Origin of the sequence: Pararhizobium sp. IMCC3301, from assembly GCF_030758315.1 — a bacterium.
In the GTDB taxonomy this organism is placed as follows: Bacteria; Pseudomonadota; Alphaproteobacteria; order Rhizobiales.
In genome coordinates, this window is the sequence record NZ_CP132336.1 from 3,676,884 (window position 1) to 3,698,759 (window position 21,876).

The 21,876-nt window shown below is 56.7% G+C and carries 17 protein-coding genes and 1 other RNA gene; 15 read left to right on the forward strand and 3 right to left on the reverse strand.

Translation table 11 applies throughout. From position 1 onward, the window contains the following. Positions 1-39: 39 nt before the first annotated feature. The 3 genes from thrC to RAL88_RS17735 form a co-directional block, all read right to left on the reverse strand. Complete coding sequence (gene thrC, locus RAL88_RS17725; RefSeq protein ID WP_306265270.1) at positions 40-1,440, reverse strand: threonine synthase; 1,401 nt, start codon at positions 1,438-1,440, stop codon at positions 40-42. Positions 1,441-1,543: 103 nt separating this feature from the next. After that, positions 1,544-2,224 (reverse strand): HAD family phosphatase, encoded by a 681-nt coding sequence (locus tag RAL88_RS17730; RefSeq protein WP_306265273.1) that lies wholly within the window; start codon positions 2,222-2,224, stop codon positions 1,544-1,546. Positions 2,225-2,253: 29 nt separating this feature from the next. Continuing rightward, entirely contained in the window at positions 2,254-2,808 is a 555-nt protein-coding gene (locus tag RAL88_RS17735) for a hypothetical protein (RefSeq protein ID WP_306265274.1), read from the reverse strand. 214 nt (positions 2,809-3,022) lie between these two features. Between RAL88_RS17735 and RAL88_RS17740 the strand changes: the two genes are divergently transcribed. The 15 genes from RAL88_RS17740 to ftsA all read left to right on the forward strand — a co-directional run bounded on the left by RAL88_RS17740 (position 3,023) and on the right by ftsA (position 21,800). Beyond that, positions 3,023-4,165, forward strand: a complete 1,143-nt coding sequence (locus RAL88_RS17740) for a site-specific DNA-methyltransferase (protein WP_371932109.1) — start codon at positions 3,023-3,025, stop codon at positions 4,163-4,165. A gap of 154 nt (positions 4,166-4,319) precedes the next feature. Then, positions 4,320-4,765, forward strand: an RNA gene (gene rnpB, locus RAL88_RS17745) — RNase P RNA component class A. 231 nt (positions 4,766-4,996) lie between these two features. Further along, positions 4,997-6,034, forward strand: coding sequence for a 16S rRNA (cytosine(1402)-N(4))-methyltransferase RsmH (gene rsmH / locus RAL88_RS17750; protein ID WP_306269745.1), 1,038 nt, complete (start codon positions 4,997-4,999; stop codon positions 6,032-6,034). Between the two features lie 10 nt (positions 6,035-6,044). Further along, positions 6,045-6,461, forward strand: coding sequence for a hypothetical protein (locus tag RAL88_RS17755; RefSeq protein ID WP_306265276.1), 417 nt, complete (start codon positions 6,045-6,047; stop codon positions 6,459-6,461). A 2-nt stretch (positions 6,462-6,463) separates the two neighbouring features. Then, positions 6,464-8,215 carry a penicillin-binding protein 2 gene (locus RAL88_RS17760; protein ID WP_306265277.1) on the forward strand — a complete coding sequence of 584 codons (1,752 nt, stop codon included), beginning with the start codon at positions 6,464-6,466 and terminating at the stop codon, positions 8,213-8,215. A 16-nt stretch (positions 8,216-8,231) separates the two neighbouring features. Next, entirely contained in the window at positions 8,232-11,231 is a 3,000-nt protein-coding gene (locus RAL88_RS17765; RefSeq protein WP_306265279.1) for a UDP-N-acetylmuramoyl-L-alanyl-D-glutamate--2,6-diaminopimelate ligase, read from the forward strand. A gap of 6 nt (positions 11,232-11,237) precedes the next feature. Beyond that, entirely contained in the window at positions 11,238-12,320 is a 1,083-nt protein-coding gene (gene mraY / locus RAL88_RS17770; protein WP_306265281.1) for a phospho-N-acetylmuramoyl-pentapeptide-transferase, read from the forward strand. A gap of 3 nt (positions 12,321-12,323) precedes the next feature. Further along, positions 12,324-13,727: a UDP-N-acetylmuramoyl-L-alanine--D-glutamate ligase gene (murD, locus tag RAL88_RS17775; protein WP_306265283.1), complete on the forward strand. Its 1,404-nt coding sequence runs from the start codon at positions 12,324-12,326 to the stop codon at positions 13,725-13,727. Beyond that, the gene (gene ftsW / locus RAL88_RS17780) at positions 13,724-14,878 is read left to right on the forward strand and encodes a putative lipid II flippase FtsW (protein WP_306265285.1); all 1,155 of its coding nucleotides are present in this window, start codon (positions 13,724-13,726) and stop codon (positions 14,876-14,878) included. Before murD ends, ftsW begins: the two co-directional genes overlap by 4 nt. Next, positions 14,856-15,953 carry an undecaprenyldiphospho-muramoylpentapeptide beta-N-acetylglucosaminyltransferase gene (gene murG, locus RAL88_RS17785; RefSeq protein WP_371932110.1) on the forward strand — a complete coding sequence of 366 codons (1,098 nt, stop codon included), beginning with the start codon at positions 14,856-14,858 and terminating at the stop codon, positions 15,951-15,953. Before ftsW ends, murG begins: the two co-directional genes overlap by 23 nt. Before the next feature lie 88 nt (positions 15,954-16,041). Further along, positions 16,042-17,451 carry a UDP-N-acetylmuramate--L-alanine ligase gene (gene murC / locus RAL88_RS17790; RefSeq protein ID WP_306265289.1) on the forward strand — a complete coding sequence of 470 codons (1,410 nt, stop codon included), beginning with the start codon at positions 16,042-16,044 and terminating at the stop codon, positions 17,449-17,451. Then, positions 17,448-18,404 carry a UDP-N-acetylmuramate dehydrogenase gene (gene murB / locus RAL88_RS17795; protein ID WP_306265290.1) on the forward strand — a complete coding sequence of 319 codons (957 nt, stop codon included), beginning with the start codon at positions 17,448-17,450 and terminating at the stop codon, positions 18,402-18,404. The genes murC and murB overlap by 4 nt, the downstream gene beginning before the upstream one ends. A gap of 221 nt (positions 18,405-18,625) precedes the next feature. Continuing rightward, entirely contained in the window at positions 18,626-19,546 is a 921-nt protein-coding gene (locus RAL88_RS17800) for a D-alanine--D-alanine ligase (RefSeq protein ID WP_306265291.1), read from the forward strand. Next, on the forward strand, positions 19,534-20,475 hold the full coding sequence (locus RAL88_RS17805; RefSeq protein WP_306265293.1) for a cell division protein FtsQ/DivIB: 942 nt from the start codon (positions 19,534-19,536) through the stop codon (positions 20,473-20,475). Before RAL88_RS17800 ends, RAL88_RS17805 begins: the two co-directional genes overlap by 13 nt. Beyond that, positions 20,475-21,800, forward strand: a complete 1,326-nt coding sequence (ftsA, locus tag RAL88_RS17810; protein WP_371932111.1) for a cell division protein FtsA — start codon at positions 20,475-20,477, stop codon at positions 21,798-21,800. Before RAL88_RS17805 ends, ftsA begins: the two co-directional genes overlap by 1 nt. Positions 21,801-21,876: the final 76 nt, after the last annotated feature.

Consider the following 21,876-nt stretch of genomic DNA (forward strand, 5'->3'; position numbering starts at 1 on the left):
CCTGTTTGCAGCACACTGCACCCCTCCCAAGGTTACATTTTAAGTTTCTGTCACTCTCGCATGGGCCGAAATGAAGTCTTCCACGCTCTGAAGCTCGTTTGCAAGCGTCTGTTGTCGTTCCGCGCGCGTCATCAGCTCGCCCTGCCAGGCCGGCAGGGCCGGACACGTGCCACAGGCGGCTTCAACCGCATCAGGAAATTTGGCAGGATGCGCAGTGCCCAGAGTAACAATCGGTGTGGCAGAAGTGCTGTGCTGGCGGGCGGCAAACAATCCGATTGCGGTATGCGGATCCAGCAGATACCCGCTTTGCTGCAGCACCTGTTTGATGGTTTGCGCGGTTTGCGACGGGGTTGTGCGCGCCGCATCGAAATCTTCTGCAATCAACGCCAGAGTCTGGGGCGACAGCGTAAAGCCACCACTCTGAGCGAGGCTGTCCATCAGCCGCTGCACCGCAGCGCCATCGCGCTGATGGGCTTCAAACAGGAGGCGCTCAAAGTTGGAGGACACCTGGATATCCATGGAAGGGGCGGTGGTTTCCGTAACACCTGTGATTTCGTAACGACCGGTCTGCAGCGTGCGCACCAGGATGTCATTGACATTGGTCGCAATCAAAAGCCGGTCAATCGGCAAGCCCATTTTCTTGGCGACGTAACCGGCCAGAATGTCGCCGAAATTGCCGGTCGGCACAGCAAAGGAAATCGCACGGTCCGGCCCGCCAAGTGACAAAGCCGCGGTGAAATAATACACCACCTGCGCCAGAATCCGGCCCCAATTAATCGAGTTCACGCCAGTCAGCCCAACGCTGTCACGAAATTTCAGATCATTGAACATGGCCTTTACCAGAGCCTGGCAATCGTCAAAATTTCCCTCTATGGCCAAGGCATGAACATTGGCGTCAGACACCGTCGTCATCTGCCGCCGCTGCACATCGGAAACACGGCCTTGGGGAAACAGGATGAAGATATCCGTATTGTCGCGTCCCTTGAAAGCCTCGATTGCCGCACCGCCGGTATCACCTGATGTGGCGCCGATGATTGTGGCCCGCTGTCCGCGCTCGGCCAGGGCATAATCCATCACCCGGGCGAGCCATTGCATGGCGACATCCTTGAAGGCCATGGTCGGTCCGTGGAACAGTTCCAGAATGAATTCATCCGGGCCGGTCTGCACCAGCGGGGCCACCGCACGATGGCGGAATGTGGCGTAGGCATCGTGGATGATCTGTTTCAGAACATCATCGGGAATTTCCCCATCGACAAATGGGGACATGATGGCAAACGCCACGTCCTCATAAGGTTTGCCGCGCAGTGACCTGATCTGGGAAACGGAAAGCCGGGGCCAGCTTGCCGGCATGTAAAGTCCACCGTCGCGTGCCAGCCCGGTTAAAATGGTATCGAGAAATCCAAGTTCAGGAGCCTCACCCCTGGTGCTTACATATTGCACGATATCATGTCCTGCCGTGTTTCATTGATTTCTGGCGAGTTGCGAGGGTCCTGTGTGATCCGTTATTGCGCCGCAGGCGCGACTTATCAAGCAACTGTTTGTCTTAAAGCCCGACCCCGGACCAGCTTCTTAGCGCCTGCACTGTGGCCGGAACATCAGCCAGCTGACTGACCGTGGTTTCAGCGCCGGCATCCATCAGCCTTTCGCCATGACCGGCAAAGGAATGAGAGGCGCCAGTAAAGCCGATAACCCGCATTCCGGCCGCCACAGCGCCCTCGACGCCATGACTGCTGTCTTCGATGACAATCGTCTGCTGCGGTGCGGAACCGAAGGTTTCAGCTGCATGCAGAAAAACATCCGGCGAGGGTTTGGGCAGCTTCTGGCGCACTTCCACGGCCGAGAAAACATGGGGCTGGAAGCGATCATACAGATTGGTGATTTTCAGATTCTGCTCAAGCCGGGCAGTGGTCGAATTGGAACAGATACATCTACTGCCATCCAGCGCGTCGAGCATGTCGTGGACGCCGCTGACGGCCTGCAGCGACTGTTGCAAAGCTTCGTCCAGCATCCGGTCAGACCGCTCCGCTATATCATCGGGCAGGGGCCTTGCCAGTTCCAAAGCCACCTGTTCAAAAATGGCAGTGGCGGTGAGACCACTGAATCGCAGCGATAACTCGTCGAGCGAAATTTCCATTCCCAACTCTTTGACGAGTTCAAGATTAACTTCGGAGGCAATGATTTCGGAATCCACCAGGACGCCGTCACAGTCAAAAATGATCAGCATGAAACAGTCTTTTTAGTAAGGGAAAAGTGTCAGGCGTCGTCCTTGCGGTCAAAGCCCACATAAATAATGAAGTCGCGCTCGTCAGCGGGATAGGGAACCGTAACATTTACAACGGAAACAAATTCGGGTGTTTTGTCAAATTCGGAAATCTGTACAGAAACCGGATGAATTTGTGAATACAGGACGGAGTCCTGAAATCTGACCACAGCAATACGTATCGGCACGGAAATTGTGCTGGAACTGGCGCTGCTGGGGCCGGCCAGAACACGGCCATTGATGCCGATGCGCATCTGCAACTGACCGTTTGCTATGGTGCATTCGCGAGCGGTGTTCTCAATCCGCGCCTGATGCACGAGCTTTTTCCGATTCCCGTCAAATCCCCGTTCATAGACGCCGAAACTTTCTGTTCCCTGGCGCAATTCTATTTTGGGACAATAGGTAGATGAGGCACTGGCAAACTCGCTGAGATCAACCACCGGCTTGCGGCTGATCGGATTCAGGCTGCTGACAGCATTGCAACCGGCAAGCACCAGCATTGTCAGCACGGGCAAGGACAGTTTTAAAGGCAGTTTGAATCTACGCATAATCTAACTGGTTTACGGCTCGGTTTCTGAATTTGACTTTCTATAACAGGTGAATTGTGGCTTGGCGAGGACGCTCGTTCAGATATCGCAACGAATCTCATGGCGTGGCCCGCGCCGGACAAATGCGGCCTACACATCCTGTTAACCATAAAGCCTAACCCGGTCTTTACCCTGTTCAGTGCAGACTCCGGCAGTGTCATTGGAGTTTTGCGTTTTGACCTTTTCAACTGCATTTGCCGAAAATCCTGTTCAGCAACCATCTTCATATGTTTCGCCATCCGGGGCTGATTGGCTGAATACAATCATCGCCGGCGATTGCGTTGCGTCGATGGAAAAACTGCCTGCAGCGTCGATCGATGTTATCTTCGCGGATCCGCCTTATAATCTTCAGCTCGAGGGCGATCTGCACCGGCCCGACCAGAGCAAGGTAGATGCGGTCGATGATGCCTGGGACCAGTTTTCCTCATTTGAAGCCTATGACGCCTTTACCCGCGCCTGGCTGCTGGCGGCACGGCGCGTTCTGAAGCCGAACGGAACCATCTGGGTGATCGGCTCCTATCACAATATTTTTCGTGTTGGTGCATTGATGCAGGATTTGCGTTTCTGGATGCTCAATGATGTCATCTGGCGCAAGGCCAATCCGATGCCCAACTTCCGGGGCCGCCGCTTTACCAATGCTCATGAGACAATGATCTGGGCGTCGCGCGATCAGAAAGCCAAGAGCTACACCTTCAATTATGAAGCCATGAAAATGCTCAATGATGGCACGCAGATGCGCTCCGACTGGCACATTCCCATCTGCAACGGCTCTGAGCGTCTCAAGGATGAAAATGGCCAGAAAGTCCATCCGACACAAAAACCGGAATCCTTGTTGCAGCGTGTGCTGCTGACCAGCACCAAACCGGGCGATGTGGTTCTCGACCCGTTTTTCGGCACCGGTACCACTGGCGCTGTGGCAAAATTGCTGGGCCGCAATTTCGTCGGCATTGAACGCGATCGCGGCTATCGCGAGGCGGCGCTTGCGCGCATTGCTGCTGTCGAACCACTGAGTGGGGACGCCCTGGTGATCAGCGCTGGCAAACGCGCGGCTCCGCGCATTCCATTTGGCCGGCTATTAGAGAGTGGCTTGCTGACCGCTGGAGAACAGCTGACGGATTCCAAAGGCCGCAACGAAGCCACAATCAGAGTGGATGGTTCGCTTGTCAGTGGCTCTCACAGCGGCTCGATTCACAAGGTTGGCGCCCTGGTGCAGGGCTTTGAAGCCTGCAATGGCTGGACCTACTGGCATGTGGAACGCGCCGGCAAACGCATTTGCGTCGATGAATTCCGCGACGAAATCCGCGCTCTGGCATCCTGACTGCATTGGCGAAAATTACAACGGAGCCGGCAGCTTAGCCGGTCCCGTTGAATCTGATTCAGAACCTTAGCAACGCCGCTGCGGAGCTGAAACCGGGCGCGTTTGCGTGAAAAGGCTCTTGACCCGCAAAACCCCATGGCCCACATCAGCATAACCAGTTGGTCGGATGGCCGCTCTGCATGGTGCGAAAGCGTTGCAGGGAGGAAAGTCCGGGCTCCACAGAATCACGGTGCCGGATAACGTCCGGCGAGAGAAATCTCAGGGAAAGTGCCACAGAAAGCGTACCGCCTGACGACGTTATCCGTTCGGATTTCGACTGAAGGTAAGGGTGAAAAGGTGAGGTAAGAGCTCACCGCAGGCTCTGGTAACAGGTCTGGCATGGTAAACCCCACCGGGAGCAAAACCGAATAGGAATGGCGCGGTTGCAGGATAATATCCTCAATCAGGTTTGTTTTTGAACCAGCCATTCGGGTAGGTTGCACGAGGCGTCTGGCAACAGGCGTCCCAGATGAATGGCCATCGCGCATTGTGCTTGTCTTGTGGCATGCCCCTGAACAGCACGATGTGACACAGAACCCGGCTTACAGACCAACTGGTTTTTTCTTTCCGGCAATCCACCGGTCACAGAAGTCCCGAAAATGACAGGGGCCCCGCAAACTGCAAGACAAAAACAGATTGTTAACGTTACCTGACTATTTATGGAACGTGATGAATCCTGTTTTCACACGCTGATCGACCGGGAGTGCAATGCTGTTGCCAAACACGCCATTCCCTCAGGTCGCTCCCGGCGCGCTGATGCAGTACAAACCCTGGATCAACACCGGCAGACCCATGAGCGCGGCAGACAATTCACAAGATGGTTCGATGGACCTGCGACCGCATTTTCCGGTGATGCTGACTGAAGTGCTGGCTGCATTGGAGCCGGTTGCTGGCGGTGTTTTCGTGGACGGCACTTTTGGTGCCGGTGGCTATACCAGCGCATTGCTGGAGGCGGGGGCGGCTCATGTCTACGGCTTTGACCGCGATCCCACGGCCATAGATGCCGGTCAAAAACTGGCCGCGGAATTTCCTCGGCGGTTGACGCTGATCGAGGGCAGATTTTCAGATATGGTCGCGCATCTGGAAGCCGTCGGGGCACCGGCTCAGGACGGAGTTGTCCTGGATATCGGCGTTTCTTCGATGCAGATCGATACCGCTGAGCGGGGTTTTTCATTTCAGCAAAACGGCCCGCTGGACATGCGAATGAGCAATTCGGGACCGACAGCGGCTGATGTCGTCAACCAGCTTTCGCATGGCGAGCTTGCACATATTTTCAAATTTCTTGGCGAAGAACGCCAGGCCGGCCGCATAGCCAGTGCAATTTTGAAGCGCCGCTCAACCCAACCGCTGACAACCACTGCAGATCTGGCGGACACCGTCACAGCCATTATTCCGCGCAAGGCGAAAGACCGTATTCACCCGGCAACGCGCGTGTTCCAGGCATTGCGGATTTTCGTCAACCGCGAGCTGGAGGAACTGGCCATGGGTCTGGCTGCTTCTGAAGAGCGGTTGAAACCCGGGGGCCGCCTGGTCGTCGTTACCTTTCATTCTCTGGAAGATCGCATCACCAAGACATTCTTCAACTCGCGCAGCGAAACGCGGCTGGGCGGCTCGCGCCATGCACCGGAACCGGCCCCGATAGCACCACCAAGTTTTCACCTGAAGTCCCGCAAAACGCTGGCTGCCAGCGCGGCGGAGTGTCAGGAGAACCCGCGCTCCAGATCAGCGAAATTGCGCGTTGGCGAGCGCACGTCACATCCCGCCTTCGCTTTGGACATGGCCGCTCTCGGCGTCCCGTCTCTTCCGGGACTGCACGGATTAGAATCATGAGGAACACATAATGCTGCGACATGCCTGGACACTGTTTCTCTGCCTCTTCATGGTTTCCGGGGTGGCCGTTACCTATAAAATCAAATATCAGGCTGAACAGGCAGCAGAGAGCGCCGAAGATCTGGTATCGGAAATCAACGGTCTGGAAGAAGATATTTCCCGGCTGAATGCCCAGTGGAGCCTGCTCAACCAGCCTTCCAGATTACAGGCGCTTGTCGAAAATAATGCAGATGTCCTGCCCTTGTCGGCGTTAGCGCCGCACCAGGTCGCGATGATCGATCAGATTCCGGAAAGATCCCCATTGTCCCTCATTGTGCCACGCCAAAAGCCGCTCTACAGCCAGTATGAGAGCAGCAATCTGGCCCGGCTCATCAATCAGACCAGCACGCCAAGTCTTGCTGATTTCATCAATTCCGAGGAACGCTGATCATGGCGCTTTCAGAAACCTTCGGTGCGGTCCGGGCAAAAGCAGCATTTCCCGCGTCAGTGCGGCGTCATTTTGCCATTAAAGGCACCTTTGCCGCCAGGGGCGACGAAGCCCGGTTGCGCCTGTTTCTTGCAATCGCGCTATTTGCCGCAATTTTTGCAATCATCGGCATGCGCCTCGTCAGTATCGCCGTTTTTGGTGAACTGGACACCGGCAACCCTTACGGATCCAGCGGCGTATCCGCCGCCCGGCCGGACCTGGTCGACCGCAATGGCGAAGTTCTGGCAACGGACGTCAGGACATTTTCCATGTTTGCAGAGCCCAAGCGTGTGCTTGATGCGGATGAAGTGATGGAAGGGCTTGTGCGGGTTTTCCCGGATCTGGATACTGAAAAAAACCGCAATCGCCTTGCCAGCAAACGCGGCTTCATGTGGCTCAAACGCGAAATCTCCCAGGAGCAGAAGTTGCGGATTCATCGCATGGGTCTGCCGGGCATCGGATTTTTGAACGAGAATCGTCGGTTTTATCCGGGCAAGGAAACTGCCGGGCATATATTGGGACTGGTGAATGTCGATAATGAAGGCATTGCCGGTCTCGAGAAATACATTGACGGACAGGGGCTCTCCGATCTTCAGGATGCCGGTCTGCAGATGGAGCGCAACCTTGAGCCGGTGAAATTGTCAACAGATCTGCGGGTTCAGCACATTGTGCGCAACGAGTTGAGCCAGGCCATGGAGCGCTATCAGGCAATCGCGGCAATCGGAATAGTGCTTGATGTCAATACAGGTGAAGTCATCGCGATGTCTTCGCTGCCTGATTATGACCCGAACATTCCGACACAGGCTCAGGAAAAAGAGAGAATGAACCGGGCGACGGCCGGCGTCTTCGAGATGGGATCAATTTTCAAGACGTTCACCTCGGCCATGGCACTGGACAGTGGTCTGGTAACGATGCAGGACACTTTCGATGCCAGCAGGCCGCTTCGAGTCTCGGGCTATACCATCAAGGATTTTCACGGAAAACGGCGGCTTCTCTCGGTTCCTGAAGTGTACATCTATTCATCGAATATCGGCACTGCCAAGATGGCCATGCAGGTGGGCATTGAAGGCCATAAGGAATTCCTGACGCGAATGGGTCTGATGGGCCGGTTGATCACCGAGCTTCCCGAATCAGCTTCACCGCAATTTCCCGATAAATGGAGCCAACTCAGCCAGATCACGATCTCGTTCGGTCATGGTATTGCCGTGTCCCCGATGCAGACAGCCGTTGCCGCCTCTGCCCTGGTGAATGGTGGCAGGCTTATCCCGCCGACATTTTTCCCGCGTACCTCTGCAGAGGCAGATTTACTGGCAAAACGCGTGGTTTCCGAAGAAACCAGCGACAAAATGCGCTATCTCATGCGCCTCAATGCTTTGAAAGGATCCGGGCGCCGGGCCGAGGTTGCGGGCTATCGTGTTGGCGGAAAAACCGGAACGGCTGAAAAGGTGGTAAACGGAAAATATGTGTCTCAACTTCGTTTCAACTCTTTTTTGGCCGCATTTCCAATGGATGACCCGAAATATCTTGTGCTTGTTGTCATGGACGAGCCGAAACCCGAAAAAGAAGGAGGCGGGGCGACAGCGGGGGTCAATGCTGCACCGACAGTGGCTGCCATCATCAAGCGCGCCGCGCCGATGCTGGGCGTGATGCCGCGCATGGAAAGCGATGTTGCTCTTGGCATTCCGCAATATGACGTCCCAAGCCCAGCCCAGTAACAGGAACTGACATTCAATGATGCGTCTTGGAGATCTGCTGAAACTGGATGCGCCGGACAGGGTTGCCCTGATCAGTGCTGAGTTGACCGATGATATGAAGACACAGCGGATTACCGGCATTTGTGCCGATAGCCGCAAAGTCCAGCGTGGCAATCTGTTCGTTGCCATTTCCGGGGTGCAGACAGATGGCGCCGCCTTTATTGACAGCGCTGTGGAGGCCGGCGCCGTTGCCGTGCTGATAGATGAAAAACTGGATCTGGACCCGTCAGTCTTATCCGTGCCACTGATCCGGTCCAATAATCCCAGGCGTGCGCTGGCGCTGCTGGCGGCGCGGTTTTATCCGCGTCAGCCAAAGATCATTGTCGCTGTGACCGGGACCGCGGGCAAAACTTCGGTAGCCAATTTCACCGCTCAGATGTTCAAAAGCGCCGGACTGCGCTCCGCCAGTATTGGCACGTTGGGCGTCATTGTGGATGGCCAGGTCAATTATGGCGGCCTGACAACGCCGGACCCGGTTTTTCTGCATAAAACCCTGGATCGCCTGGCTCGCGAGGGCGTCAATCATGTTGCTTTGGAAGCCTCCAGCCACGGCCTTGATCAGCACCGCCTTGATGGCGTGCAATTGACCGCAGGAGCCTTTACCAATCTGGGTCGCGACCACATGGACTACCATCAAACGGAAGCGGACTATTTCGCCGCCAAGGCCCGCCTGATTACAGATTTACTGCCAACGGGCGCACCTTTTGTTGTCAATATTGATGCGCCCTGGGGCGATAAGGCGGCTGAGCTGGCAGACAGTGCTGATTTGCGCATTTTGCGGATCGGCGAAGACATCCGTCTCACCGGGTTGGTGGTACGTGATGGAAAAACCGGGCCGCAGCAGGATCTGACATTGAGCTTCTTCGGCGAAGAAAAAAACGTAACTCTACCTCTGCCGGGGTCATTCCAGGCCGAAAATGCCTTGATGGCAGCCGGGCTGGCCATTTCCTGCAAGATCGACCCGGTCGCGGTTTTGAAGGCGCTGGCCAAGTTGAAAGGCGTCTCCGGCCGTCTGGAACTGGTTGATATGCAGGGTGTTCCAGGACAGATTTTTGTCGACTACGCCCACAAGCCGGATGCTCTGCGCTCCACGCTTCAGGCGCTCAGGCCTTACCCGAAACGCCTGCTGATTGTAATCGTCGGTGCCGGCGGTGACCGCGACAAGGGCAAACGTCCTTTGATGGGGCAGATTGCCCATGAAAACGCTGATCTGGTGATTGTCACGGATGACAATCCCCGTAACGAGAACCCCGAACTCATTCGCAGCGAAATTCTCGCTACCGCTCCCAGAGCGATCGAAATCGCGGATCGTGCCAGGGCTATCGCCACAGCGGTCTCCATCCTGACTGAAGACGACGTTCTGGTGGTGGCCGGAAAAGGCCATGAAGAAGGTCAGATCATCGGCAAAGAGGTGTTGCCGTTTTCCGATCATGAAGAGATTGCCAAGGCACTTGCGGCACGAAAATCGAGCGGCGAATATAAAAAGCACGACAAAGTCGCGCCGCAGGGTCCGCCGCTGTGGACCTTTGCGGAACTTGAAGCGGCCATGGGCGGCCGGTTGTTCGGGTCTCAGCCCAAAGCAGTGCACGGAGTGTCGATTGACAGCCGCACCAGCCAGCCGGGTGATTTGTTCTTCGCGATCAGGGGAGACAAGTTTGACGGCCATGATTTCGTCACCAAATCATTCCGTCAGGGTGCTGTGCTGGCCATTGTCAGCGAAGACAAGCTTCCTGCTCTTGGCCGCACAGCTGGACCTTTTCTGGTCGTGGCAGACGTTCTGGAGGCTTTGCAGAAACTGGGAAAGGCAGCGCGCGCCCGCTCCGCTGCGCGTATTGTTGCGGTTACCGGAAGTGTTGGAAAGACCAGCACCAAGGAATTGCTGGCAACCGGTCTGTCTGCAATTGGCCGTGTCCATGCCTCTGTCAAGAGTTTCAACAATCACTGGGGCGTGCCGTTGTCGCTGGCGCGAATGCCGCTCGACGCGGAATATGGCCTCTTCGAAATCGGCATGAACCATCCCGGTGAGATCGACCCTCTGGTCAGGATGGTTCGCCCGCATGTCGCCATCATCACCACTATAGCGCCGGTGCATCTGGAGTTTTTTGATAATCTTGAACAAATTGCTGCTGCAAAGGCGGAAATTTTCAGCGGGTTGGAGCCGGGCGGAACGGCTATTTTGAACAGCGACAATGGGTTTTTCGAATTTCTCAAGGCCGAGGCGGCAAAAGCCGGCGCAGACCGGGTGATCAGTTTCGGATCTGGCAGCGATGCAGAGGCCAGGCTGGTGGAGTTTGCGCTTTCGGAAACCGGTTCGATAGTTGCCGCAACCATCTGCGGCGATGATCTTGCCTTTACGATGCCGACCAGCGGCCGCTATCTGGCAGAGAATGCGATGGCGGTTCTGGCCGCCGCCGAGGCCATGGGTGCGGACACGGTAGATGTTGCACAAGGGCTCTCAAATTTTGAGCTGATGGGCGGTCGCGGTGCCAGAGAAACCCTTTTCCTGCAGGGTGGCAGCTACACTTTGATCGATGACAGTTACAATGCGAACCCGGCCAGCATGTCAGCCTCCATCGGCATGCTCGGCGAACTCAGCACCAGGGGTCGAAAGATCGTGGTGCTGGGCGATATGCTGGAACTGGGCGGTGAAAGTGCGCATCTTCACGTCAATCTGAATAGCGCCATTGAACAGGCACAGATTGATCGCGTCCTGTTATGCGGCCCGCAGATGAAACATCTTTGGGACGCTCTGGCCGACAGTCGGAAATGCGTCCACACCGAGACTTCAAAAGATCTGATGGCGCCACTGCTTGCGGAAATTTCCCCTGGCGATGTTGTCATGGTCAAGGGGTCTCTCGGTATGGCCATGAGCGGATTGGTAGACACTTTAAAGCGCATTCATTCAGCAATGCCGGACCAACCGGCCGAGACTGTTCGCGGTTCGGTTGCCGAAGCAGACACACATGAGGGCGCGTAAACGGATATGCTTTATTTTCTGAGCCAGACGTCGGAATTCCTTCCGGTCTTCAATCTGTTTCGCTACATTACCGTGCGCACCGGCGGTGCTATGATGACTGCCATGTTACTGGTGTTTCTGTTTGGTCCGCTGATCATCAACTGGCTGCGCAGCCGTCAGGGCAGGGGGCAGCCGATCCGCTCCGATGGCCCGGTTACACATCTGGACAAGCAGGGCACGCCGACGATGGGCGGGCTCATCATCCTGCTGGCGCTGATCAGCAGCACACTGCTCTGGGCAAATCTGACCAGCCCGTATGTCTGGATTGTCCTGCTGGTAACGATCGCGTTCGGAGCAATCGGATTTTACGATGATTACCTGAAAGTCACCAATGCCAGCCACAAGGGCTTTTCGGGCAAGGCGCGTTTGGCGCTGGAAGCTCTCATTGCCGGGATCGCTGCATATACGGTCATGTCAATCGGGGATACACCGTTTTCCAGCTCTCTGACATTTCCGTTTTTCAAGGATCTGCTGTGGAATCTGGGATGGTTCTTTATCCCCTTTGCGATTTTCGTAATCGTCGGCGCTGGCAATGCGGTCAATCTGACGGACGGGCTGGACGGACTGGCGATTGTGCCGGTGATGATTGCGGCAGGCAGTTTCGGTGTGATCGCCTATCTGTCAGGAAACGGATTATTTGCCGATTACCTGCAGATTCATTTTGTTGTCGGCGCTGGCGAACTTGCCGTCCTGTGCGGCGCACTGATTGGTGCCGGCTTGGGCTTTCTGTGGTTCAACGCTCCGCCAGCTGCGATTTTCATGGGCGACACCGGATCACTGGCGCTTGGCGGCATGATCGGAGCCATTGCGGTTTCAACCAAACATGAGATCGTCCTTGCAATCATCGGCGGATTGTTTGTTCTGGAAGCATTGTCGGTCATCATCCAGGTGACCTCATTCAAGCTGACCGGAAAACGTGTCTTCCGGATGGCACCGATCCACCACCATTTTGAGCAATTGGGCTGGACCGAGCCGCAGGTGGTGATCCGCTTCTGGATCATTGCGGTGGTTCTGGCAATGCTTGGTCTGTCGACCTTGAAGTTGAGATAGGCGATGATCCCGGTCACCACCATGTCAGCAAAGCGGGTAGCCGTTTTTGGCCTTGGCGGCTCCGGCCTGTCCACGGCCAGTGCCCTTGTGGCCGGTGGTGCCGATGTAGTGGTGTGGGACGATAATGAGGCCCGGGTCAGTGCGGCACTGGACGCAGGCCTGCCCGCTCGGGATCTGCGTCAGGTTGATTTTTCCGCGCTTGATGCCCTGGTGCTGGCCCCCGGTGTTCCGCTGACCCATCCCAGACCGCATTGGACGGTGGATCTTGCCAGAAATGCCGGAGTGGAAATCATCGGCGATATCGAATTATTCTGCCGCGAGCGCGCCGCTCACGCTCCCGACAGCGCTTTTATCGCCATCACCGGAACCAATGGTAAATCCACAACCACGGCGTTGATTGCTCATGTCCTCAATCAGGCCGGACGGGCCGTCGAAATGGGCGGTAACATCGGTACGCCGATCCTGTCACTCGCCCCTGCTGCAGCAGGGCGGATTCACGTTGTCGAATGTTCAAGCTATCAGATTGATCTGGCACCCGGCCTTGCCCCTTCCATCGGTGTGCTTCTCAATGTCAGTCCGGATCATCTGGATCGTCATGGCACGCTGGAAAATTATGCTGCAATCAAGGCGCGCATGATTGAACAGTCCGGCGCTGCGGTGATCGGCATAGACGATCGGTTCGGCGCGAAACTGGCGGACATCATGGAAGCCGCTGCCAAACCGTTGACCCGTATCGGCATTCGCAGCCCTGTCAGCGATGGCTTCATGATGCAGAATGGCTGGCTGGTTGAAGCGGCCGGTGGCAGCACGCGCCGTGTTTTTGATCTCTCGCAGGCTGAAAATCTGCGTGGTGCCCACAATGCGCAAAATGCGGCGGCTGCGTTTGCGGCCTGCCGGAATTGCGGCCTGTCTGATCAACAAATCACAGCCGGGTTGATTTCGTTTCCCGGACTTGTGCACCGCATGGAGACCATTGCACAGCAGGGCCGGGTTCGTGTTGTCAATGATACCAAGGCGACCAATGCCGACGCTGCCGGTCGTGCGCTGCTGAGCTTTGAGCATATTTACTGGATTGCCGGCGGCGTGCCGAAATCCGGTGGCATCGCCAGTTTGGCAGAGCATTTTCCACGCATTGCCAAAGCCTATCTGATCGGTGATGCACGTGATGAGTTTGCCGCCAGCTTGGATGGCCATGTCCCGTTTGCGCTGTTTCAGACCCTGCAGGCGGCGACCGCGGCGGCGCTGGAGGATGCCCGCCGGGATGAGGCGGCAGATGTCACTGTGCTGTTGTCTCCGGCCTGTGCCAGTTTTGATCAGTTTGCTAATTTTGAGGAGCGCGGGGAGACATTTCGCGCGGCAGTTCTCGACCATCTTTCCCATGACACCCTGCAAGGACGCCCATCATGAAAGTCTCGCGCGCCGATACAAGCCGCTTCGCCAATTGGTGGTGGACCATTGACCGGTATTTACTGACCGCCCTTTTGACTTTGATGATCGCGGGAATCGTGCTGTCCTTTGCTGCCAGCCCGCCGATTGCAGCGCGCCTGAAACTTGACAATTATCACTTTGTCATCCGCCAAATTATTTTCGCCGTGCCCGCCCTGCTGGTCATGATCGGCATTTCCTTTCTTAACGCGCGGCAAGTGCGCCGACTGGCTCTGTTATTGCTGATCGGCGGAATTGTGATGATGATCGCCACCCTTGTTGTCGGGTTTGAAGCCAAGGGTGCGCGCCGCTGGCTGTTTGTTGCCGGATTCTCGTTGCAGCCTTCTGAATTCGTAAAGCCGGGCTTTGTCGTGATCTGTGCCTGGCTGTTTGCCGAAGGGCCGAAACGCCCCGATATTCATGGCCACGCCATCGCCGTTGGATTGCTGGTCATTGTCACCGGGTTGCTTGTTCTACAGCCTGATTTCGGCCAGACCATGCTGATTGTCATGGTTTGGGGTGGCATTTTCTTTCTTGCCGGAATGCCCTGGTTTTTCATCATAGGTCTTGCCGGGCTCAGCGTTGTTGGAATTTTGACCGCCTATACTCTGATCCCTCACGTGGCAGCCCGCTTCGACAAATTCCTCAATCCGGAAGATGCCGATACGTTCCAGGTCGATACCGCCCTGGAATCCTTCACCACTGGCGGCTGGTTCGGCCGCGGGCCGGGTGAGGGGACAGTGAAAAACATCCTGCCCGATTCTCATACCGATTTTATTTTCGCCGTGGCGGCCGAGGAATATGGCATCATTTTCACTTTGCTACTGGTGGCGCTGTTCACCTTCATCGTGATGCGCGGTTTCAGCCATGCATTGAAGCAGCATGATGCCTTCACTCGCCTCGCGATTTCGGGCCTGATCGCGCTGTTCGGGGTTCAGGCGATCATCAATATGGCTGTAAATCTGGATCTGATTCCCTCCAAAGGCATGACATTGCCTTTCGTGTCCTATGGCGGCTCGTCGACAATGGCCGTGGCCATTGGCATGGGTATGGTTCTGGCCTTGTCCAGGAAACGTCTCGACACGTCGCGGCTGGCATTCGGATCGGACTTTGAACTCCGCCATGCGCTCTAGAATCGCCCTGCTGTCCGCTGGTGGAACCGGCGGCCATCTGTTTCCCGCCGAGGCTCTTGGCCGCGAGCTGATGGCCCGTGGCTGGGACGTGCATCTGGCAACGGATACCAGGGCAAGCCATTTTCTAAGCGGATTTGAAAATATTCCGGTTCACGAGATACAATCAGCCACGCCATCGGTTGCTTCACCGTTAAAAGCAGTTCGCGCAGTGCTGTCGCTGGCGCGCGGCACAGGGTCTGCACTCCGGCTGGTTCAGCGCCTGAAGCCCTCGGTGTTTGTCGGTTTCGGCGGTTATCCAACGACGCCTCCCGGCGTTGCCGCCGCCCTTCTGAAAGTACCAATCGTGCTTCACGAGGCCAATGCCACGCCCGGTCGTGCAAACCGGTTCCTGGCGCGCTTTGCTGCTGCCGGCGCACGCAGCCTTCCTGGCCCGGCCTTCGCTGGCAGGGCGGAAGATTGCGAAACCGGCAATCCGGTCCGCGAAGCGGTTCTGCTGGCGCGCAAGCCGTTTGCCGCACCCGGACAGGCGGACCCTTTTAAATTGCTGGTGTTCGGCGGCAGTCAGGGCGCACAGGTGTTTTCGCAACTTCTGCCAGAGGCCATGGCCTTGCTGGATGACACATTGCGCAGCCGCATGGCCCTGACACTGCAGGTACGCGATGAGGACCGGGCGGCCTGCGAGGCGAAATTTCAAGCGCTCAACATGCGGGTCGACCTGGCGCCGTTTTTTCCGGACCTGCCGGAGCGGATTGCTGATGCGCATCTTGTCGTTGCCCGGTCAGGCGCCTCGAGCGTATCTGAACTTGCAGTTCTGGGACGGCCCTCGCTGCTGGTGCCGTATCCCTATGCGCTGGATCACGATCAGGCTGCCAATGCAGCAGTCCTTGCTGCGGCCGGCGGAGCAGAGGTGGTGGCCCAGCACTTGCTCACCCCGCAACAACTGGCCACCAGGCTGGCCGCGCTGGCGGCCAACCCGCAGCAACTGGAAAGCATGGCAACAGCCGCAGTTGCCATCGGACGTCCCGATGCGACGGTCAAACTGGCCGATCTGGTTGTCAGGATTGCAAAACCATAGGCCGGACACGCCCTCGCTCTAGATTCGCCACAATAATTGCGGCATAAGCCGCGACAATCTGTTTCTCGAATCTCACCGGGGTAATCATATGAAGCTGCCATTGACCATCGGACCAATCCACTTTGTAGGAATTGGCGGCATTGGCATGAGCGGAATTGCCGAAGTCCTGCATAATCTGGGCTATACGGTTCAGGGCTCCGATATGGCTGAAAGCCCGAATGTGCTGCGGCTTCGCGACAAGGGGATTATTGTCCATATCGGCCATGATGCCGCCCATATTGATCATGCGGCTGTCGTGGTTGTGTCTTCGGCGATCAAGCGGGACAATCCGGAATTGAAATCGGCACGCGAGCATCGTTTGCCCGTGGTGCGCCGCGCTGAAATGCTGGCCGAGCTGATGCGTCTGAAATCCTCCATTGCCATTGGCGGCACCCATGGCAAAACCACAACCACCTCTCTGGTCGCGGCACTTCTGGAAGCCGGCCATCTCGATCCCACCGTCATCAATGGCGGTATCATCAACTCCTACGGAACCAATGCCCGTCTTGGCGATGGCGAGTGGCTTGTTGCCGAAGCTGACGAATCCGACGGGACTTTCGTCAAATTGCCGGCGGAGATTGCGATCGTGACAAATATCGATCCAGAACATCTCGATCACTATGGCACCTACGACAAGGTCAAGGAGGCGTTTCAGCGGTTTGTTGAAAATGTGCCGTTTTACGGCTTTGCGGTGATGTGCACCGATCATTCGGAAGTGCAGGCGCTGGTCGGCCGCGTTGAAGACCGCCGCTTTGTAACCTACGGCCAGAACCAGCAGGCTGATGTGCGGTTCCGCGACATTGAAATCAAAGAAGTCAATTCGCTTTTCTCCGTCGACGTGACCAGCAGTTCAGGCGCTCTGCGCACGATTGACAATCTGATGCTGCCGATGCCCGGCGTCCACAATGTATCGAATGCGACCGCGGCCATTGCTGTTGCGCTTGAACTTGGCCTGACCGATGAGGAAATCCGCAACGGTCTGGCCGGATTTTCCGGCGTGAAGCGGCGTTTTACCCATACCGGGACGGTCGATGGCGTGAAGGTGTTTGACGATTATGCGCATCATCCGGTGGAAATATCCGCCGTGCTGAAAGCGGCCCGTTCTGCAGCGCAGGGCAATGTGGTGGCAGTGGTCCAGCCGCATCGCTACAGCCGTCTGCAGAGCCTGTTTGAGGATTTCTGCGCCTGTTTCAATGATGCGGATATTGTGATTGTCGCTCCGGTCTATCCGGCCGGTGAAGAACCGATTGAAGGTGCCGATGAAAAAGCGCTGGCAGAAGGCTTGCGGGTACGCGGTCATCGCCATGTGCTGGAGCTTGCCTCATCCGATCAGCTTCCGGACCTGATCCGCGAACACACCGTGCCGGGCGATCTGGTCGTCTGTCTTGGTGCCGGCTCGATCACCAAATGGGCTTATGAGCTGCCACGGGCGCTCGCTGATGATGGAGCGCAGGCGTGACAGCATCGCTCGTTGAACGCATCCGCGAATCCGTTCCCGGTCTTCGTGGCTCGCTGACAGCGGAGGCCGATCTGTCAAAGATTACATGGTTCCGCGTTGGCGGACCTGCTGAAGCGCTGTTCATGCCGGCGGATGAGGCCGAACTGGCGTTGGTTCTGTCAACGCTGGGAGAAGATGTGCCGGTTATGGTGCTGGGTCTTGGGTCCAATCTTCTGGTGCGTGATGGCGGTATTCCAGGCCTTGTCATTCGCTTGTCAGGCAAAGGTTTCGGCCAGATTGAAGTTGCCGATAGTCTGACCATTCATGTCGGCACTGCGGTGCCGGATTTGCGGCTGGCGAAAGCCGCCGGAGAAGCGGGAATCGCCGGTTTTTCATTCTACCGTGGCATTCCCGGCTGCGTTGGTGGCGCGTTGCGGATGAATGCTGGAGCCCATGGTGGTGAAACCAGGGACCTCCTGGTTGAAGCTCATGCGCTGGACCGCCAGGGTAAGCGCCACATTCTCAGCAATGCGGATCTGGGATACGCCTATCGGCATTGCTCAGCCCCACAGGACTATATTTTCACGAAGGCGGTGTATCGCGGCACACCGGGCGAGCCAGCGCATTTGCTTGAGGAAATGGCGGAAGTGGCGCGTTATCGTGAAGAGGTCCAGCCAGTCAAGGAACGCACCGGCGGGTCAACTTTCAAAAACCCCCCCGGCCATTCCGCCTGGCGGGTTATTGATGAAGCCGGCTTCAGGGGGCACCGCGTCGGCAGTGCGCAAATGTCTGAGAAGCATTGTAATTTCATGATCAACACCGGCAACGCGTCGGCCTATGATCTTGAAACGCTCGGCGAGACCGTTCGGGCCGCAGTGCTGGACAAATCCGGCATCCGGCTGCAATGGGAAATCAAACGGCTGGGCAATTTCGCGCCCGGTGAGTCGGTTCGCCCCCTGCCGCCCCTCTCTTAAACATTCCTTAAGTATAATTCTCGGTAGTTGCCGCACCGATGAGGCCTGAATCGTGGCTTTTGGTGCACAAAACGTAAATCAGTCACGCAATCTGCAATTCGTAAACCAAACCTTTACCTGTTCTTAACCATGATGGGGTGGAACAGAGGGTGTCAAAGGTTTTGCTGAAGCGCCCATCCGCGCCGCAGCCAGGGCTCAAAGCCCATACTGATAGGAATTGCATGACGAAGCCAAAGCACATTGCTGTTTTGATGGGAGGGTGGTCTTCAGAGCGCCCGGTCAGTCTTGCGTCAGGCAAACCCTGCGCGCAGGCGCTGCGTCAGTGCGGTTACCAGGTCACTGAAATCGACATTGACCGGAATGTGGCATCGGTTCTGTCGGATCTGAAACCCGATGTCGCGTTTAACGCGCTGCACGGCCCGTTCGGCGAAGATGGAACAATTCAGGGTGTCCTGGAAATACTCAATATTCCTTACACCCATTCCGGCGTTCTGGCCTCTGCACTGGCCATGAACAAGGACAAGGCAAAACGGGTTATGGGTGGCGCAGGGGTGCCGGTCACCAACTCAGAAATTGTTCACCGGCTGGATGCTGCCAAAAACCATGTCATGGCGCCGCCCTATGTTGTGAAGCCGGTGAATGAAGGCTCCAGTTTTGGTGTGCTGATTGTGTCCGCAGAGGCAGAGCACCCGCCGCAGGAGCTGTATTCCGATCAGTGGCCTTATGGCGATATTGTCATGGTCGAGCGCTATATCGCCGGACGCGAGCTGACTTGCGCTGTCATGGGGAACACGGCTCTGGATGTCATCGACATCATATCGCAGGGCAGCCCATTCTATGATTATGATGCCAAATATGCCGATGGCGGCTCCCAGCACATTCTGCCGGCGGAGTTGCCTGCTGCGGTTTACCAGGCCGTGCAGACACATTCTCAAACCGCACATGACGCGCTTGGATGCCGCGGAGTTTCACGCGCGGATTTTCGCTATGACGAAACCACAGACGAGCTGATTTGTCTTGAGGTCAACACCCAGCCGGGAATGACGCCGACATCACTGGTGCCGGAAATGGCGGCCTATGCCGGCTACGGCTTTCCTGCGCTGATGCAATGGATGGTGGAGGACGCATCATGCAATCGTTGATCCGCCGGCTGATCGGCCGGCCCGCTGTGCGATCCTCGGACACGGTTCTGGATTTTTCCTTCCTTCAGCGCATGCTGTCGGCCGACAAGACCATTTTGCCGCCATTGCTGCGCAAACCGGTACGGATTCTGTCACGCACGCAGTTTCGCCTGCCGCAGTGGCTCGGCAAAAAAGCCGCCATCAGTTTGCTGGCAGCCTCATCGGTCTATGGGCTGATTATCGGTGGCCATGCAGACACTCTGATCGGGCAGGCCACTGCCCTGGTCGGATTGAAGGTCGAAGAAGTGAGCATCAAAGGCCAGGTTCAGGCTTCTGCGCGCGAAATTATCCAGTCGCTGGATCTGAAAGGCCATTCCTCCATGGTCCTGTTTGATGCCGCTTCCGCGCGCAACCGGATTCAGGCGATGCCGTGGATCGAGGAAGCGAGCATCCGCAAGACCTATCCGGGCAGCATTGAAATCGTCCTCAAGGAACGCCGTCCATTTGCCTTGTGGCAGAGCGGCCAGAATATTTCCATTCTCGACCCGCAAGGTCGCATCATCACCGCGCTTGAGAATGACAGATTCGCGTCATTGATTCTGCTGGTAGGTGAGGGCGCTGACATGGCCGGGCCTGCCTTTTTGGAGACATTATCCAACTACACCATGGTCGAATCACGTGTGCGGGCCGCTGTGCTTGTTGCCGGCCGCAGATGGAATCTGGTGTTGAGTAATGGTCTGGAAGTGAAACTTCCCGAAACCGGTCTGGAAGAGGCCCTCGTCAAAGTGGCACTGCTTCAGGCAGAAGACGAGATATTGGACAGGGACATTCAGACGATTGATTTGCGCATTTCGGGGCGGATGGCAGTTCGTCTGCCGGAACAGACCATGGAAGACTACAAGAAGTCGTTTGACGAGCGCGTCAAAGAGCTGAAGGCAGGAGCTATCTGATGATGCAATTTGGTTCCGCCAAATCCCATGCTTTCCGGCCCCTGCCGCCGAAGAAATCGGCCGTGGTGTCAGTGCTGGATATCGGTTCCAGCAAGGTGTGCTGTCTGATTGCCCGCCTGCGTCCCCTGGAAGGTGTCGATGTTCTCCCGGGCCGGACCCATTCCGTTGAAGTGCTGGGCATCGGGCACCAGCAGTCACGCGGCATCAAGACCGGTGTTGTTGTTGATCTTGATGGAGCAGAGCAATCCATCCGTCTGGCAGTCGATGCTGCGGAACGGATGGCGGGCATAACAGTCGAGAGCCTGATTGTCAGCCTGTCCTGCGGCCGGCTGGCCAGTGAAGGCTACTCCGCCAATATCGCCCTGTCTGGCCATGAAGTTTCGGAAAGCGACATTCAGAAAGTGTTACAGGCCGGCAGCGCGCATTCGATCAGTGAGGGGCGCAAGGTCATCCATTCCCTTCCGATCGGCTACGCTCTGGATGGCAATCGCGGGTTTGATGATCCACGCGGTATGATTGGCAAGGATCTGGGAGTCGACATGCATGTGGTGACGGCTGATACCGCACCGCTGCGCAATCTGGAACTGTGCATCAATCGCTGTCATCTGAGTGTGGAAACCATGGTTGCGACGCCCTATGCCAGCGGCCTGGCCTCGCTGGTCGACGATGAGGCGGCACTTGGCGTCACCTGCGTTGATATGGGTGGCGGCACCACCACCATGTCAATCTTCATCGACGGTCATTTCGTCCATACTGATGCAATCGCCGTTGGCGGCCATCACGTAACCATGGATATCGCCCGGGGCCTGTCCACGAGAATGGTTGATGCGGAACGCATCAAGGCACTGCATGGCAGCGCCCTGCCGAGTGTGTCCGAGGACCGCGACATTCTGTCGATTCCCCAGGTGGGTGATGATGACAATGACGTGCCCAATCAGGTACCGCGTTCGACTCTGACCCGCATTATCCGCCCCAGGGTGGAAGAAATTCTGGAACTCATTCGCGATCGCCTCAACGCCTCCGGCTATGCGCCCCATGTCGGGCGCAGGATTGTCCTGACAGGCGGTGCATCACAACTGACTGGCATGACTGAAGCTGCCCGACGAATCATCGGACGCAATGTCAGGCTTGGACGCCCGCTGGGCGTCGTCGGATTGCCGGAAGCGGCCAAAGGGCCCGCCTTCTCGGCAGCGGTAGGTCTTCTGATCTATCCACAAATTGCGCAACTGGAGCAACTTCGCCCCCGCGCAACAACCAAGGTTCTGCTGAACGGCACGGATGGCTATCTATCCCGCGTCGGGCAGTGGTTCAAGGAGAGCTTTTGATGCGTAGTTTCAAAGGCATAACGATGACGAGGTCGCCGGACGGGAACGCAGACTGCTTTGTCCACCGGCAAAGAGA

Bases quoted from the DNA above. Each gene is read 5' to 3' on its own strand.
- RAL88_RS17730 (WP_306265273.1), bottom strand. From the start codon at position 2,224: ATGCTGATCATTTTTGACTGTGACGGCGTCCTGGTGGATTCCGAAATC.
- RAL88_RS17735 (WP_306265274.1), bottom strand. From the start codon at position 2,808: ATGCGTAGATTCAAACTGCCTTTAAAACTGTCCTTGCCCGTGCTGACA.
- rsmH (WP_306269745.1), top strand. From the start codon at position 4,997: ATGAGCGCGGCAGACAATTCACAAGATGGTTCGATGGACCTGCGACCG.
- RAL88_RS17755 (WP_306265276.1), top strand. From the start codon at position 6,045: ATGCTGCGACATGCCTGGACACTGTTTCTCTGCCTCTTCATGGTTTCC.
- RAL88_RS17760 (WP_306265277.1), top strand. From the start codon at position 6,464: ATGGCGCTTTCAGAAACCTTCGGTGCGGTCCGGGCAAAAGCAGCATTT.
- RAL88_RS17765 (WP_306265279.1), top strand. From the start codon at position 8,232: ATGATGCGTCTTGGAGATCTGCTGAAACTGGATGCGCCGGACAGGGTT.
- mraY (WP_306265281.1), top strand. From the start codon at position 11,238: ATGCTTTATTTTCTGAGCCAGACGTCGGAATTCCTTCCGGTCTTCAAT.
- murD (WP_306265283.1), top strand. From the start codon at position 12,324: ATGATCCCGGTCACCACCATGTCAGCAAAGCGGGTAGCCGTTTTTGGC.
- ftsW (WP_306265285.1), top strand. From the start codon at position 13,724: ATGAAAGTCTCGCGCGCCGATACAAGCCGCTTCGCCAATTGGTGGTGG.
- murC (WP_306265289.1), top strand. From the start codon at position 16,042: ATGAAGCTGCCATTGACCATCGGACCAATCCACTTTGTAGGAATTGGC.
- RAL88_RS17800 (WP_306265291.1), top strand. From the start codon at position 18,626: ATGACGAAGCCAAAGCACATTGCTGTTTTGATGGGAGGGTGGTCTTCA.
- RAL88_RS17805 (WP_306265293.1), top strand. From the start codon at position 19,534: ATGCAATCGTTGATCCGCCGGCTGATCGGCCGGCCCGCTGTGCGATCC.
- ftsA (WP_371932111.1), top strand. From the start codon at position 20,475: ATGATGCAATTTGGTTCCGCCAAATCCCATGCTTTCCGGCCCCTGCCG.